This window comes from Neopararhizobium haloflavum (assembly GCF_002750855.1).
Taxonomy (GTDB): Bacteria; Pseudomonadota; Alphaproteobacteria; order Rhizobiales; family Rhizobiaceae; genus Georhizobium; species Georhizobium haloflavum.
Window position 1 is genome coordinate 136,982 of sequence record NZ_NWUC01000002.1, and the last position, 14,936, is coordinate 151,917.

General features: G+C 63.8%; 12 protein-coding genes. 6 read left to right on the plus strand and 6 right to left on the minus strand.

What is annotated here, in order from left to right; all coding sequences use genetic code 11:
- The first annotated feature begins 77 nt into the window (after positions 1–77).
- Positions 78–449: a hypothetical protein gene (locus tag CN673_RS05055; RefSeq protein WP_099865171.1), complete on the plus strand. Its 372-nt coding sequence runs from the start codon at positions 78–80 to the stop codon at positions 447–449.
- 67 nt (positions 450–516) lie between these two features.
- On the opposite strand, the gene ppdK is transcribed toward CN673_RS05055, so the two are convergent.
- The gene (ppdK, locus tag CN673_RS05060) at positions 517–3,180 is read right to left on the minus strand and encodes a pyruvate, phosphate dikinase (RefSeq protein WP_099865172.1); all 2,664 of its coding nucleotides are present in this window, start codon (positions 3,178–3,180) and stop codon (positions 517–519) included.
- 289 nt (positions 3,181–3,469) lie between these two features.
- Between ppdK and CN673_RS05065 the strand changes: the two genes are divergently transcribed.
- Complete coding sequence (locus CN673_RS05065; RefSeq protein ID WP_099865173.1) at positions 3,470–3,820, plus strand: GFA family protein; 351 nt, start codon at positions 3,470–3,472, stop codon at positions 3,818–3,820.
- An 18-nt stretch (positions 3,821–3,838) separates the two neighbouring features.
- Here CN673_RS05065 and smc read toward each other — a convergent pair whose 3' ends face one another.
- The 3 genes from smc to CN673_RS05080 all read right to left on the minus strand — a co-directional run bounded on the left by smc (position 3,839) and on the right by CN673_RS05080 (position 8,799).
- Entirely contained in the window at positions 3,839–7,300 is a 3,462-nt protein-coding gene (gene smc / locus CN673_RS05070) for a chromosome segregation protein SMC (RefSeq protein WP_099865174.1), read from the minus strand.
- A 102-nt stretch (positions 7,301–7,402) separates the two neighbouring features.
- Positions 7,403–8,146 (minus strand): DsbA family protein, encoded by a 744-nt coding sequence (locus CN673_RS05075; RefSeq protein WP_099865596.1) that lies wholly within the window; start codon positions 8,144–8,146, stop codon positions 7,403–7,405.
- Between the two features lie 149 nt (positions 8,147–8,295).
- Positions 8,296–8,799, minus strand: coding sequence for a DUF721 domain-containing protein (locus CN673_RS05080; protein WP_099865175.1), 504 nt, complete (start codon positions 8,797–8,799; stop codon positions 8,296–8,298).
- Positions 8,800–8,929: 130 nt separating this feature from the next.
- Here CN673_RS05080 and mutY point away from each other — a divergent pair, with 130 nt between their 5' ends.
- Positions 8,930–10,024 carry an A/G-specific adenine glycosylase gene (gene mutY / locus CN673_RS05085; RefSeq protein ID WP_245409793.1) on the plus strand — a complete coding sequence of 365 codons (1,095 nt, stop codon included), beginning with the start codon at positions 8,930–8,932 and terminating at the stop codon, positions 10,022–10,024.
- An 11-nt stretch (positions 10,025–10,035) separates the two neighbouring features.
- The gene (locus tag CN673_RS05090) at positions 10,036–10,656 is read left to right on the plus strand and encodes an HAD family hydrolase (RefSeq protein WP_099865176.1); all 621 of its coding nucleotides are present in this window, start codon (positions 10,036–10,038) and stop codon (positions 10,654–10,656) included.
- Positions 10,657–10,707: 51 nt separating this feature from the next.
- Here the strand turns inward: CN673_RS05090 and CN673_RS05095 are convergent, their stop codons facing one another.
- Complete coding sequence (locus CN673_RS05095; RefSeq protein WP_099865177.1) at positions 10,708–11,856, minus strand: site-specific DNA-methyltransferase; 1,149 nt, start codon at positions 11,854–11,856, stop codon at positions 10,708–10,710.
- A gap of 198 nt (positions 11,857–12,054) precedes the next feature.
- On the opposite strand from CN673_RS05095, the gene CN673_RS05100 reads away from it, so the two are divergent.
- Positions 12,055–12,744, plus strand: coding sequence for an HAD family hydrolase (locus tag CN673_RS05100; RefSeq protein ID WP_099865178.1), 690 nt, complete (start codon positions 12,055–12,057; stop codon positions 12,742–12,744).
- A gap of 13 nt (positions 12,745–12,757) precedes the next feature.
- Here the strand turns inward: CN673_RS05100 and CN673_RS05105 are convergent, their stop codons facing one another.
- Positions 12,758–13,315, minus strand: a complete 558-nt coding sequence (locus CN673_RS05105; RefSeq protein WP_099865179.1) for a hypothetical protein — start codon at positions 13,313–13,315, stop codon at positions 12,758–12,760.
- Between the two features lie 207 nt (positions 13,316–13,522).
- Between CN673_RS05105 and thrC the strand changes: the two genes are divergently transcribed.
- The gene (thrC, locus tag CN673_RS05110) at positions 13,523–14,920 is read left to right on the plus strand and encodes a threonine synthase (RefSeq protein ID WP_099865180.1); all 1,398 of its coding nucleotides are present in this window, start codon (positions 13,523–13,525) and stop codon (positions 14,918–14,920) included.
- Positions 14,921–14,936: the final 16 nt, after the last annotated feature.

Here is a 14,936-nt window from a genome sequence, read left to right on the forward strand (position 1 = left end):
GGCCGAAACTATTGAGCTTGAAGGGCGTTAATTCCGGGGCTTGGGTCTTCCGTAGTCTGCAGTCAGGGGAACGATCGATGGACAACGTCGCACGTCCGGCGGAGCCGGTTATATTGCCGAAACCAGTCAATTCCTATGCGCTCGACCTGATCGAGTTCGAGATGGCGCTCGACAGTGTCCAGCCTGCCACCAACGGCTTTGCCGAAAGCGTCCGCCAGGCGGTCGAATCCGTCAACGGCGCCTTCCTGTTCGATCTGCCTGCTTCGGGACTTGTCGAGGGATCGCAAAAGATCGCGGCAGTTCACATGCCGATCGGCGCGAGCGGCGCCATCGTATTCGTGCTGCTCAGCGAGGACGGCACAACGGTCAAGGTCGAAATGCCGGCCGAGGCAACGGCCGATCTCGCCCGTTTCGCCGAAGCCTTCGTCGCCCTCCATCAGCGCCTCTGATCGGCGCTGCACGAGCTGTTGCAGCATGCAGCGGCTCGGGCCCTGATGCTGCCCCTGGACCTTAATCTCAGGTTTTCCTGATCGATGCCTGCGCGGCGGCAAGACGCGCGATCGGGACGCGGAATGGCGAGCAGGACACGTAATCCAGCCCCGTCGCCTCGCAGAAGTGAATCGATGCGGGGTCGCCGCCATGTTCGCCGCAGATGCCGAGCTTGATGTCGGCTCGTGTTCCCCGGCCGTTGGTCGTCGCCAGTTTCACAAGTTCTCCGACACCGTCGATATCGAGCGACACGAAGGGGTCGCGTTCGATGATCCCCTTCTGCTGGTAGACCTGCAGGAACGAGGCGGCGTCGTCGCGCGATATGCCGAACGTGGTCTGCGTCAGGTCGTTCGTGCCGAAAGAGAAGAATTCGGCGCTCTCAGCGATTGCGCCGGCACGGATCGCGGCGCGCGGGAGTTCGATCATCGTCCCGACGAGATAGGCGAAATCGCTGCCATTCTCGCTCATGACTTCGCGTGCCACGGCGTCGATCCGCTGCTTGACGAAATCAAGCTCCTCCTTGAGCCCGACCAGCGGCACCATGATCTCGGGCACGACAAGCGCACCGGCCTTGCCGCCCGCCTGGATCGCGGCTTCGAAAATGGCCCGGGCCTGCATCTCGGCAATTTCGGGATAGGAGATCGCGAGCCGGCAACCGCGGTGACCGAGCATGGGGTTGAATTCGTGAAGCGCGTCGACCCGTTCGCGCAGCAGATCGGCGCTGACCTCCATCGCTGCCGAAACCTCGTCGATCTCCTCGTCCGTCTTCGGCAGGAATTCGTGGAGCGGTGGATCGAGCAGGCGAATGGTCACCGGCAGGCCCGCCATGATGTCGAACAGTTCGACGAAGTCGGAGCGTTGCATGGGCAGCAGCTTGGCGAGGGCCGCGCGGCGTCCCTTCTCGGTGTCGGCCAGGATCATCTCGCGCATGGCAACGATGCGCTTGCCCTCGAAGAACATGTGCTCGGTTCGGCAAAGGCCGATTCCCTCCGCGCCGAAGGACCGGGCAGCCTTGGCGTCGGCCGGGGTTTCCGCGTTGGTTCGCACCTTCATGCGGCGCGCCACGTCGGCCCATTCCATCAGGCGGCCGAAATCGCCCGACAATTCCGGCTGAAGCATGGTGACGGTGCCGCGGATGACCTGGCCGGCCGAGCCGTCGAGCGTGATCACGTCACCCTTCTTCAAGGTGCCGGACACCGTGATCAACTGTTCGTTCTTCAAATCCACACGCAGTCCGCCGGCGCCCGAAACGCAAGGTGTGCCCATGCCGCGCGCCACCACGGCGGCGTGGCTCGTCATCCCGCCGCGCGTCGTCAGGATGCCTTCGGCCGCATGCATTCCGTGAATGTCCTCCGGGCTCGTCTCGACGCGCACGAGGATGACCTTGCGTCCTTCCTTGACGCGGGCGACCGCTTCCTCGGAGGTGAAGACGATCTCTCCAGTTGCAGCGCCGGGTGAAGCCGGCAGGCCGGACGCGATGACATCGCGCCTGGCGGTGGGGTCGATCGTCGGGTGCAACAACTGGTCGAGCGATCCCGGCTCGACCCGGCAGACCGCCTCGTCGGAAGAGATCACGCCCTCGTCGGCCATCTCGACCGCGATCTTAAGCGCGGCCTTGGCTGTCCGCTTGCCCGATCGTGTCTGCAGCATCCAAAGCTTGCCGCGCTCGACGGTGAACTCGACATCCTGCATGTCGCTGTAATGCGCTTCCAGCCGGTCGCAGATCGAGACGAATTCCCGGAACGTTTCCGGCATCAGCTTTTCCAGCGAGGGCTTGTCGGAGCCCGATTCGATCCGGGCAGCTTCGGTCAGATCCTGTGGCGTGCGAATGCCGGCCACGACGTCCTCGCCCTGGGCGTTGACCAGAAACTCGCCGTAAAGCCGCTTTTCGCCAGTTGACGGGTTGCGCGTGAAGGCAACGCCCGTTGCCGACGTTTCGCCGAGATTGCCGAAGACCATCGCCTGAACGTTGACGGCCGTGCCCCAGGCTGCAGGAATGTTGTGCAACTGACGATATGTGATCGCGCGGGCATTCATCCAGCTGGAGAAAACCGCTCCGATGGCGCCCCAGAGCTGCTCGTGCGGATCCTGCGGAAAATCCTCGCCAAGTTCGTCCTTCACCAACGCCTTGTAGCGCGTGATGAGGCCTTGCCATTCGGATGCGGTGAGATCGGTGTCGAACTCGTGGCCGAGGCGGGCCTTCTCGTCGTCAAGAACCTCTTCGAAATGCTCGTGATCCAGACCGAGCACGACACTCCCGTACATCTGGATGAACCTGCGATAGCTGTCATATGCAAACCGTTCGTCGCCCGCATCGGCGGCAAGTGCATTGACGGTTTCGTCGTTGAGGCCGAGATTGAGTACCGTGTCCATCATGCCCGGCATCGAGGCGCGCGCCCCCGAACGAACGGACAGGAGCAGCGGCTTGTCGGCGCTGCCGAAACCGCGCGAGACCAACCCTCCGATCCATTCGAGCGCGTCGTCGACTTGGCGCTTCAGCGCATCGGGATACGTCTTTTCATGATCGTAGAACCACTTGCACACATCGGTGGTGATGGTCAGCCCAGGGGGCACGGGAAGGCCGAGACCGCTCATTTCCGCAAGATTGGCTCCCTTGCCGCCAAGAAGGTTGCGATCGCCGGCGCTGCCCTCGGCGCTGCCGTCCCCAAAGCGGTAGACCCATTTCGTCATGACCGTCCCCCCTCACCTGCGTCCGGGCCACGATGGCCGGTCGCGGATACATGCCGCGGCTCTACGCCGAAAACGCCTGTCGATAAACCCGACGAATGTGCGGCCTCGTGATCACCGTCCTCATCTCATAAATGGCTTGTGCGATGCAATATGGCTTATGGGTGGGATGGCTTGCCACGTCACGCCATCCTCGCTAAGAACATTCCACGAACATTGCGGTGGCGATACGCGACCATCTGGAACTGCGGCCGATGGCGGCGTGAGATGTATCGGTAGAAGGACAAGGGTCATGACCATCCATTCCGGCAGCTGTCATTGCGGCAATATTCGCTTCAAGGTCGAGGGAGCCGTTGAACAGGCGATGGAGTGCAACTGCTCCCATTGCAGCCGCAAGGGCTACCTTCTGTGGTTCGTTCCGCGCGAAAAGCTGCAGTTGGAGGCCGCGCCGGATCGAATGGCGACCTACCATTTCAACAAGCATGTGATCGATCACCATTTCTGCAGGGATTGCGGCTGTGCACCGTTCGGCTTCGGCACTGCACCCGACGGCACAGCCACAGCGGCAGTCAACATCCGATGCCTGGAGACAATCGAGCTCGATAAGGTCAAGCGCGTTCCCGTCGACGGGAAAAGCTATTGAAATAACCGCTGCCCAGATTCAGCCGGCTTCGCGGATCTGCTCGGCGGTCTGCAGATCGACCGAGACGAGCTGCGAAACGCCCTGCTCAGCCATGGTCACTCCGAACAGGCGGTTCATGCGCGCCATGGTGATCGGGTTGTGGGTGATCAGGATGAACCGCGTCTTTGTCGATGCGGCCATTTCGTCCATCAAATTGCAGAAACGCTCGACATTGTGATCGTCGAGCGGTGCGTCGACCTCGTCGAGCACGCAGATCGGGGCAGGATTCGTGAGAAACACCGCAAAGATCAGCGCCATTGCCGTCAGCGCCTGCTCGCCGCCCGACAGCAGCGTCATCGTTTGCGGTTTCTTTCCGGGTGGACGGGCGAGGATTTCCAGACCCGCTTCGAGGGGGTCGTCCGACTCGATGAACTGCAGTTCCGCGGTTCCACCCCCGAAAAGATGGGTGAACAGACGCTGGAACTCGGAGTTCACGACATCGAAGGCAGCGATGAGCCTCTCGCGGCCTTCCCGGTTGAGGCTTTGGATTGCCCCGCGAAGCTTGCGGATCGCTTCGACGACGTCCTCGCGCTCGGTCACGATCTCGTTCAGGCGGGTGGAAAGGTCGCGGCTTTCCTCCTCGGCCCTCAGATTGACGGCTCCCAGCCTTTCCCGCTCGATCTTGAGGCGCTCCAGCTGACGGTCGACCGCACCGGCGTCGGGCAGCGGCTGATCGTGCGCAAGGCCGGTCTGGCGGATCGCCTCGTGCGGGGCGCAATGCAGTGTCTCGCGAATGCGCTCCTCGATCTCGCTGCGCCGCTCGCGCGCTGCGTGGAGGCGCTCTTCGATACGCCCCCGCGCCTCACGTGACTGGGACAGCGCCGCGAGGGCGTCGACGGCAAGCGTGTCGAGCCGCCGCTGGCGTTCTTCGGCCTCAGCCAAGCGGTCGCCGGCATCGCGGGCCGCCTTCTCGGCTGCGCTCAACTCGCTCATCAGCGCGCGGCGACGCGCCAGGATCTCATCCGGCGCTTCGGCAAGACCGGCCACTTCCCGCCCCGTCTCCGCGTGGCGCGCACGCAGTTCTGCGATGTGCCCGTCCGCATTCTTGGCACGGGTGAGCCAGTTCTCCCGTTCCCGGCCGATCGCTTCCAGCCGCCGTTCGCGCGCTTCGCTCTCTCGCTTCAAGCCCTCATGGCGCGCGCGCACCTCACCAAGGGCGGTCCGATCGGCCGCGACCTCGCCGGAAAGCCGCGCCAGCCGCTCGTCCAGCGCGGTCACGTCCTTGGCTGCCGTAAGGGCTGCCTCGGCTTCTGCCGCCTTTTGACGCATCTCGTCGCGGCTCTGGGCCGACTGGGTTTCCGCCTCGAGTGCCACGGCACGCCGGCTGGAAAGGTCACCTTGAGCCCGTTCGGCGGCATCGAGCTCCCGTCGAGCTGTCTCAAGGGCCTGCACTGCCAGGCGATGCGTCTCACGCGCCTGTTTCAAGGCCTCGGTGGTGCGCATGATGACGCCGCGTGCGGTTTCCAGATCGGCTTCGGCAGTCCGCACCGCCTTCGTCTGCTCGACGGCCTCGCCATCGAGTTCGGCGAGGCGGTTCTTCTGCTCCAGACGCAGAGCAGCTGCCGAAGGCGCATCGGCGCCGGCGACGAAGCCGTCCCAGCGCCACAGCGCGCCTTCGCGCGTTACGAGGCGCTGGCCCGGCCTCAGCGCCGGCTGGAGCGCCTCGGCCTGTTGTGCCTCGACAACGCCTATCTGCGCCAGACGGCGGCTCAGTTCCGCGGGTGCGGCCACATGGTCAGCCATGGCGGACACCCCGGCAGGAAGCGGCGGATCGTCGACCGACGTGTCGATCGCGCGCCAATAAGCCGGCGCGGCGGGGTCGCTGGGCTGCTCGAGATCATCGCCAAGCGCAGCGCCAAGCGCCGTTTCGAAACCACGATCGACCCTGATCTTTTCGACCACCGGCGGGTACGGCGAATTGCCTGCGCCAGCGTTCAGCATGCGGTTGATCGTACGGGTCTCCGTTTCGATCGCGTTCAGCGCGGCTTTGGCTGCCTCCACCGGCTGCCGGGATGCCGCTTCGTCCTCGCGCGCCGCATCGAGCGCCTGCTCGCAGGCCGCTACGCGCTCGACGACCTTTTCCACCTCCAGCGCGGCCGCCTCCATCATCAGCCGCTTCTCGGCCGGATCGGGCAAGCCGGCAATGCGCGCGTCGATGTCGGCGCGCTCGCTGACCGCGCGCTCGACCCTCGCGGAGAGGCGCGTCTCCTGCTCTCTCGCATCGCGCAGCGTGCGCTCCCACTGGCCGCGATCGGCGGCCGCTTCCGCGCGCTCCGCGGTCAGCGCCTGAAAAGCCTCCTCGCTTGCGGCCAGCTTGGTCGTCGCGGCAACGAGCGAGGCCTGCAACGTCTCCGCCAGCCCATCACCCTCAGCCACCAGATCGCGAAGGTCCGCCTCCTCTGCTCCCAGTCTTTCAAGGCTCTCGGCGTTGTCGGCAACCAGTTGTTCCTCGCGGACGAGATCGCGTGACAGCTGCTCCAGCCGCCGTTCGAGTTCGGTGCGGCGACGCGCCATGCGATCGGCTTCCTCGTCGAGCTGATCGCGCGCGATCTCCAGGCGCTGCACCGCGGCGCCGGCCCTGGCCGACCCATCGCGCAGCTCGGGCAATTTGTGCGCGCCGACTGCCTGCGCCTTGGCCGCTTCCATCTGGGCCTGCGCCTTCTCGGCAACGCCACTCGTCGCTTCGGCAAGCGCGGACGACGCTTCCGACTCCGCCGCCTTGTCCAACACCCATCGCAAATGCAGCAGCACCGCTTCGCCTTGACGGATGTCGGCTGACAGAGCGCGAAAGCGGTTCGCCTGCCGCGCCTGACGCTTCAGGCTGTCAATCTGCGACTGGAGCTCGGACGTGACATCATCGAGACGCTCAAGATTGGTCTCGGCCGCCCGCAAACGCAATTCGGCCTCGTGGCGGCGCGAGTGCAGGCCAGAGATGCCGGCTGCCTCTTCCAGCAATTGGCGCCGCGCCTGGGGCTTGGCCTGAATCAGTTCACCGATGCGGCCCTGGCCGACCATCGAGGGCGAGCGCGCGCCCGTCGAAGCGTCGGCAAACAGCAGTTGCACATCCTTGGCCCGCGCTTCCTTGCCGTTGATGCGGTAGACCGAACCGGACTCCCGCTCGATACGGCGGGTGACCTGGATTTCGTCATGGTCGTTGAACCCGGCTGGTGCCGTGCGATCGGTGTTGTCGAGATAAAGGCCGACTTCGGCGGTGTTGCGCGCCGGCCGGTGGCCGGAACCGGAAAAGATCACGTCGTCCATGCCGGACGCGCGCATGTTCTTGTAGGAGTTCTCGCCCATCACCCAGCGGATGGCCTCGACGAGATTGGATTTGCCGCAGCCATTCGGCCCGACGACGCCGGTCAGGCCCGCCTCGATCACGAATTCGGATGGTTCGACGAAGGATTTGAAACCGAGCAGGCGCAGCTTGGTGAATCTCATGGCGCCGCACCCCGCGTCGCCGGAAAGCGCGACGGGCGCCCCGAAACGCCAAGGGCGGCCACGCGAACGTGCCCGCCCTCACCGCTAATGTTCGAGATGGCTCTAAAGCTTGCCGTCGATGATCGCCGACATCTGCTCAATCGACATGTTTCCCGCGTAGCGCTCGCCATTGATGAGGAAGGTCGGCGTCGACTGAACCTGGAATTCTTCCGCGCCCTTCTGTCTCACCGCATTCACATCATCCAGAAGTTCCTGGTTCGTCAAGCAAGCCTCGAAGGACTCCTGTGTAAAACCGGCCATCCGGGAAATCTGCAGCAGGGCGGCCTGCGCATTTTCCGCAGCGGCCCAGCTCTGTTGCTGTTCGAAAAGCATGTCGACCATCGGGAAATACTGTCCCTCCGGTGCACAGCGGGCCAACATCGCGCCGGCAGCAGCACGCGGGTCGAAAGGAAAGTCGCGAACGATGAACCGGACATCGCCGGTATCGATGTACTTTTCCTTCAGCTGCTCGAACGTGCCGGTGTGAAAGGCCGCGCAATGCGGACAGGTCAGCGACATGTATTCGACGATCGTCACCGGCGCATCGGCCTCGCCGAGCACCATCTCAGGCAACGGCCCCTCCTCCAGAACGGCCTCCATGTCGACTTCGCCCTGCGGCTCGGGTGCTTCGACCGCCGCGGCGCCTTCGCTCGTGTCTGCCTGCGCGACGACAACTGCATCGGCACTCTTGGCGGTCTGCGAATTCGCTTCGTCGCCGCAAGCAGCAACGCCAAGCGCCACGATGCTCACAGCGGCAAGCCGCATCAGCGCACTGCCGTCACGCAGTCTGGTAAGGGAAATCGACATCGAAGCACCTTTCATCAAGTCAAAGGACGATCGCGTCGCGCGCCATCCTTGGAAACAGTCCGTCGAACGACGGATATAGCGGCAATTGTGGCGGAACAAGTGCATGTTCGCGCACCGGCATCAAGAAGGCGTGAGAGCCTTTGGCCGCGTCATTTGCGCGCCCGGCCGGCAATGACGCCCGCCCCAAGACGCTCCAGCGCGGCCTTCAGCTTGGGATCCTCGATCTCCGTCAACATGGTATCGAGCCGGCGAGCCTGGTTCTCGGCCAGCCGCGGCGCCTTGCGTCGGCGCACCTGCTGGTCGGATACCGGCTTTTGCACAATGCGGATTCGCGCGATGGCCGGATATCCGAAGAAGCCGTTGACGCGCTGGATCAACTGATCCTGTGCGTGAGCAAGGAAGAGCGCGCGGGCTCCCTCGCATGCAATCGTCAGCGTTCCCGGCACGAAGCCTTCGTCGTCGTCCATCTCGCTCACGCGGCGGGACCAGGCGATCTTTTCCGGGCGCGTGCAATCGGCGAAATCCGGGCCGGCGATTTCGTCCCAGCTGCCGAGGAGCGTCGTATTGATCCCGGCCCGCCGGGCGAGAATGGGGTCGATGAGGCCGTTGGTGATCTCGCTGATCTGGAAGAGACGCTGGCGGCGCTGTTTCACGGTCGTCCCTCTTCCGATCGAAGCCTTGTCGGCGGTAGCCGGTTTGGCAGGAGCATGCTACCCACTGCGGCCATGAACCTCATTTCCTCCACAAGCGGGCCGGACATGCAAGTGTGCGTGCAGAGCGGATATGGCCGAGGATAGGGCGGCGGCGCGTCCGCAACCGGCCCTCCAGATGGCTGACGCGATGCTCGCCTGGTACGACCAGCATCACCGCGCCCTTCCCTGGCGCATGACACCTGCCGAACAACGCGATGGCGTGCGGCCCGACCCCTATCGGGTCTGGTTGTCTGAAATCATGCTGCAGCAAACGACGGTCCAGGCCGTGAAGACCTATTTCGCAGCTTTCACCGATCGTTGGCCGACCGTTTGCGACCTTGCCGCCGCCTCCGAGGAAGATGTGCTCAAGGCCTGGGCGGGGCTCGGCTACTATTCGCGGGCGCGCAATCTCAAGCGCTGCGCCGACATCATCGTTCGCGATCACCACGGCCGGTTTCCCGGAACCGTCGAAGGTCTCCGCGCCTTGCCCGGAATCGGCGACTATACGGCTGCGGCGATTGCCGCGATCGCCTTCGACAGGCAGGCGGCGGTGGTCGACGGCAATGTCGAACGCGTCGTCTCGCGGCTTTACGCCATCGATACGCCGCTGCCAGCCGCCAAGCGTGAAATCCGGGCGAGGACCGAGGCCGTCACGCCCGCGACACGGCCCGGCGACTTCGCCCAGGCGATGATGGACCTCGGCGCCACGCTGTGTACGCCGCGACGCCCGTCCTGCATCCTTTGCCCGTTGCGCACCCATTGCGCCGCCCTGACCGATCACGACCCGGAACGCTTTCCGGTCAAGGCCGCGAAAAAGGAAAAACCGTTGCGCAGTGCGGCGGCTTTCGTCGCCGTCGATGCGCGATCCCGCATCCTTCTGCGCCGCCGCCCACCGAGCGGCCTTCTTGCCAGCATGAGCGAAGTGCCGACCAGCCCCTTCACCGCGCGCAGCGACGGCGAAACCGGATGCGGGGCCGCCCCATTCCGCGCTGAATGGCAGCCGGCCGGGCAGATCCGTCATGTCTTCACCCATTTCGAACTGGCATTGACGGTTTATCGCGCCGACGTCGGCACGATGAGCGCTCCGGACGGGCATTGGTGGTCGCCGTCGACAGACATCCGGTCGGAAGCGCTACCAACGGTCTTCAGGAAAGTAATTTCCGCGGCCCTTCCCGACACTTTTTGAGAACCAGCCCCATGTCGTCTGCCATTTTCATCCGCCACATCGTCTTCGACATCGGCAAGGTGCTGATCCATTACGACCCGGAACTGCCCTATCGGCGACTTATTCCCGATGAGCAGGAGCGGGCATGGTTCTTGTCCAATGTCTGCACGCATGAATGGAACCTGGAGCAGGATCGCGGACGCTCATGGCGCGAGGCGGAAGACCTGCTGATTGCGGCACATCCTGGCCACGAAGACCGGATCCGCGACTTCAGGCGCCACTGGCACGAAATGGTGCCCCATCCGATTGAGGGAAGCGTCGCCATCTTCGAGCGTTTCATCGAGGAGGGTCATGACGTCACCATGCTGACGAATTTCGCTTCCGACACGTTCGCCGAGGCACGCCGACGCTTTGCGTTTCTCAACCGTGCGCGCGGTGTAACCGTTTCTGGCGACATCGCACTCATCAAGCCCGATCTCGCGATCTACGAGAAGCACGCGGCCGACTTCGATCTCGAACCGGATGCGACGCTCTTCATCGACGACACGGCGATCAATGTCGAGGGTGCAAAACGGGCCGGCTGGCACGCGCTCCACTTCCAGAACGCAGAAACGCTCAAGGCGGACCTTGAGCGTTTCAACCTCTGCACGTGACTGGAGGTACGAGTGCCGGACAGAGGCAACTGCATTCTTTGAGGCGGTGCGTCAGCCCGCGCGCGCCATGTCCGCGCGAACGATCTGGCGCAGCGCGTCGATCGGCTCCAGCACGCCGTCCCGTTCGACATGCCAGAACGTCCACCCGTTGCAGGCGTCGAAACCCTGGACCTGCGCGCCGATCTTGTGGATCGAGCCGGCCTGGCCGTTGCCTGCAACCGTTCCATCGGCGCGGACTATGGCATTATGGCGGCGTTTGGCGTCGGTCAGCACCGTGCCGGGGCGGATCAGCCCCGACTCAACCAGCGAACTGAACGCGACGCGCGGCTCGGCGCGCTTGCCGGAAATGATGGTCAGTTCCGCCTTACCGAGCGGATCGACCGCGGCGATGCGCTTTTCGGCGGCGTCGATATAGGCCTGCTCACGCTCGACGCCGACGTAGTTTCGGCCAAGCCTCTTGGCGACGGCGCCGGTGGTTCCCGACCCGAAGAAGGGATCCAGCACAACGTCGCCAGGCTTGCTGGAGGCCATGAGGATGCGGGCGAGCAGCGCCTCGGGCTTTTGGGTCGGGTGGGCCTTGCGGCCCGCCTCGTCCTTCAGCCTTTCGCCGCCCGAGCATATCGGAAACAGCCAGTCGGAGCGCATCTGCACATCGTCGTTGGCTGCCTTCATCGCCTCGTAATTGAAGGTGTAGCCCTTGGCGTTTGCGTTGGGGCTCGCCCAGATCAGCGTCTCGTGGGCATTCTGGAACCGCCGGCCGCGAAAGTTCGGCATCGGGTTCGTCTTGCGCCAGACAACATCGTTGAGGATCCAGAAGTTCAGATCCTGAAGCGTCGCCCCGACCCTGAAGATGTTGTGATAGGAGCCGATGACCCAGAGCGTGCCGGTTGGCTTCAGGACACGGCGGCAGGCCAGCAGCCAGGCGCGGGTGAACGCGTCATACGCCTCGAAGGATGCGAACTGGTCCCACGCATCGTCGACGGCATCGACCTTGGACTGGTCAGGGCGATGAAGATCGCCGCCGAGCTGCAGGTTGTAGGGAGGATCCGCGAAGACCAGATCGACCGACTTGGCAGGCAGCGCCTCCAGAGCGGCGACGCAATCACCCTTGATGATGTGATTCAACGGAAAGGCGGAAGTCTTTGAAGACTCATCACGATCTTGTTGGACCGCTGCGGCGAAGGCAGACAATGACGACATGGGATACCCGAAAACGCATACTCGAAACTCGATCTGAGGCATGGTTGACGAATATGGTTACGAAAGGTTGAAGGCCGCGCGAAATATGCACGCGCCGCAGTGCTGCCATCGCCCGGCGCCGGTTGCCGCTCGCTGCCGGGCCATGCTAAAGGCCAGCCAATCCCGCCCCTTCCATCATCTCAGGAGCAGCCGGCTGCCATGGACGGACTCGACCTCATCATTTTCGATTGCGACGGCGTCCTGGTCGATTCAGAGATCATTGCGGCGGAAGTCGAGGCGAAGCTCCTGACCGAGGCCGGCTATCCCATCCAGGCCGGCGAACTCGCCGAGCGTTTTGCCGGGCTGACCTGGAAGGACATTCTTCTTGCGGTCGAACGCGAGGCCTCCATCCCTCTCCAGGCATCGCTTCTCGACCGGTCGGAGAAACTTCTGGACGACAAGCTCGCCAAGAGCGTCAAGTCCATCGAAGGAGTCGCCGCCGCTCTGGCCCGGATCGATCTGCCGCGCTGCATCTGCTCGAATTCCTCCTCGCACCGGCTGGACGCGATGCTGAAACGCACGCGCCTGATCTCCTATTTCGAGCCGAACATCTTCTCGGCCAAGTCGCTGGGCGAAGGTCGCACCAAGCCAAAGCCGGACATCTTCCTGCATGCTGCCGAGGCGATGAAGGCGGATCCCGCGCGCACCATCGTCATCGAGGATTCCGTCCACGGTATTCACGGGGCTTCCAGCGCGGGCATGCGCGTGATCGGCTTCACCGGTGCTTCGCACAGCTATCCAGCCCACGCCAGCAAGCTCATGGAAGCCGGCGCGCAAACCGTGATCGCGCGGATGAGCGAACTGCCGGCGACGGTTGCCGCGCTTGCGACGTGGCAGGAGGCGATCTGACGATCGCCTTTCCTTATGGCGTGTCGTAAGGACCCTCATCGAACCCGACATAGACGCGAACGTTTTCCGCGCCTTCCGCGGGAATGCGCACATTTGGATTCGAGAACAGGAATTGGCCCGACGCGCTGTCGAGCTGCGCGCTGAAATCGGTCAGTTCGGAATAGATCACTTCATTGCCACGAACGGCAGCGACACGAATCGGCATTTCGACCGTGCCGGGACCGCCCGACGGGCCGGCAACGAGACGGCCGGCAGCGGTGACATTCATGACGATCTCGTTTCCGCTCAGCGTGCATTGACGCGTCGTGTCCGCGATCGATGCCTGATGCACCACCTTGGAGGGATCACCGTCGCCGCCGCTTGCATAGCTGCGGTAATAGGCTGTGCCCTCCCGCAACCCGACATTGGGACAATTGCCCTGCACCACCTGCGGTGCGTCGGAGGTGGACTGTTGGCCCGGCCCGCCGCGAAGAGCGGCCGACAGGCCGCCGCCCTCGCCCGTCGATGAGCATCCGGCCACGAGCGCCAGCAGCGAAACGGCGGCAATGCCACGAAAATTCAAGTCAGCCACGTGATCGACACCTTCTCATTCTGACACGGACGCGTGCACCTATACACCAGCCTTGCCCGCGTTCAAACGGGGCGTGCGGGTCGTCCAAAAGACGTTCAGCATCGCCGGTGACGGGCGAAGACGGCACTTTCATGACCTTTGCGTCTGGTCTATACCAGCGCGCGTTCAACGCGCCCTTTGAAGGGCCGCAGGCAAGGACCGGCTGAATTGGACTATATTTCGACGCGCGGCGAAGCCCCATCCCTCGGTTTCAGCGATGCCCTTCTGGCAGGGCTTGCCCGCGATGGTGGGCTTTATGTGCCACGCGAATGGCCGCAGATTTCGCCTGCCGAGATCCGTGCGCTGCGCGGCAAGCGATACCAGGATGTCGCGTTTTCCGTCCTGAAGCCGTTCACGGCCGACGCCTTTTCCGACGACGTCCTGAGATCGATGATCGAGGAAACCTATGCGACGTTCCGGCATGATGCCGTGGTGCCGCTTGTGCAGACCGGCGCGAACGATTTCCTGATGGAGCTTTTTCATGGGCCGACGCTTGCCTTCAAGGACGTCGCGATGCAGCTCATCGCGCGAATGATGGACCACGTCTTGGCCGAGCGTGGTCAGCGCGCGACCATCGTCGGGGCAACGTCGGGCGATACCGGCGCGGCTGCTGTCGATGCATTCGCCGGGCGCGAGCGCACCGACATCGTCATTCTCTTCCCCAAGGGGCGCGTCTCTCCCGTCCAGCAGCGCCAGATGACCACGACTGCCGCCGGCAACGTACGCACGCTGGCGATCGAGGGAACGTTTGACGATTGCCAGGACATCGTGAAGGGCATGTTCAACGACGTCGCGTTTCGCGAGCGCGTCGGCCTCTCCGGCATCAACTCCATCAACTGGGCCCGGATCATGGCTCAGATCGTCTACTATTTCACCAGCGCGGTGACGCTCGGCGCACCGGACCGTCCGGTCTCTTTCACCGTGCCGACCGGCAATTTCGGCGACATCTTCGCTGGCTATGCGGCCAAGCGCATGGGCCTGCCGATCGAGGAACTGGTCGTCGCCACGAACGAGAACGACATTCTCCAGCGCGCGCTTTCGTCCGGACGCTATGAGATGCGCGAGGTCGTCGCCACGACCTCGCCCTCGATGGATATTCAGATCTCGTCCAATTTCGAACGCCTGCTGTTCGAGGCTGGCGGACGCGATGCCGGGAAGGTGCGCCGCGCCATGTCGAGCCTCAAGCAATCGAAGGCCTTCACGATCGATGACGATACGCTGACGTCCATCCGAGGTGATTTCAGCGCAGGGCGCGCGGGGCGCGAAGAGGCTGCGGCGGCCATTAAGGCGGTTCACAGGACAACCGGCATGGTGATCGATCCGCACACGGCGACGGGCGTGCACGTGGCACGCGCGCACCAACGGACCACGACGCCCATGGTCGTGCTTTCGACCGCGCATCCGGCGAAGTTTCCCGATGCGGTAAAATCGGCAAGCGGTATTGACCCCGCCCTGCCGCCATGGCTCTCTGACCTGATGCAAAGGGAGGAGCGCTTCGAGACATTGCCGGGCGACCTTGACGCCGTCGAAGAATTCATTCTTCGCAACGCGCGCGCAGCCGCTTGATGAAGCGCAGAAAGAC

Excerpts from the sequence above, each read along its gene's own strand:
- CN673_RS05055 (WP_099865171.1), top strand. The coding sequence starts at position 78 with ATGGACAACGTCGCACGTCCGGCGGAGCCGGTTATATTGCCGAAACCA.
- ppdK (WP_099865172.1), bottom strand. The coding sequence starts at position 3,180 with ATGACGAAATGGGTCTACCGCTTTGGGGACGGCAGCGCCGAGGGCAGC.
- CN673_RS05065 (WP_099865173.1), top strand. The coding sequence starts at position 3,470 with ATGACCATCCATTCCGGCAGCTGTCATTGCGGCAATATTCGCTTCAAG.
- smc (WP_099865174.1), bottom strand. The coding sequence starts at position 7,300 with ATGAGATTCACCAAGCTGCGCCTGCTCGGTTTCAAATCCTTCGTCGAA.
- CN673_RS05075 (WP_099865596.1), bottom strand. The coding sequence starts at position 8,146 with ATGTCGATTTCCCTTACCAGACTGCGTGACGGCAGTGCGCTGATGCGG.
- mutY (WP_245409793.1), top strand. The coding sequence starts at position 8,930 with ATGGCCGAGGATAGGGCGGCGGCGCGTCCGCAACCGGCCCTCCAGATG.
- CN673_RS05090 (WP_099865176.1), top strand. The coding sequence starts at position 10,036 with ATGTCGTCTGCCATTTTCATCCGCCACATCGTCTTCGACATCGGCAAG.
- CN673_RS05095 (WP_099865177.1), bottom strand. The coding sequence starts at position 11,856 with ATGTCGTCATTGTCTGCCTTCGCCGCAGCGGTCCAACAAGATCGTGAT.
- CN673_RS05100 (WP_099865178.1), top strand. The coding sequence starts at position 12,055 with ATGGACGGACTCGACCTCATCATTTTCGATTGCGACGGCGTCCTGGTC.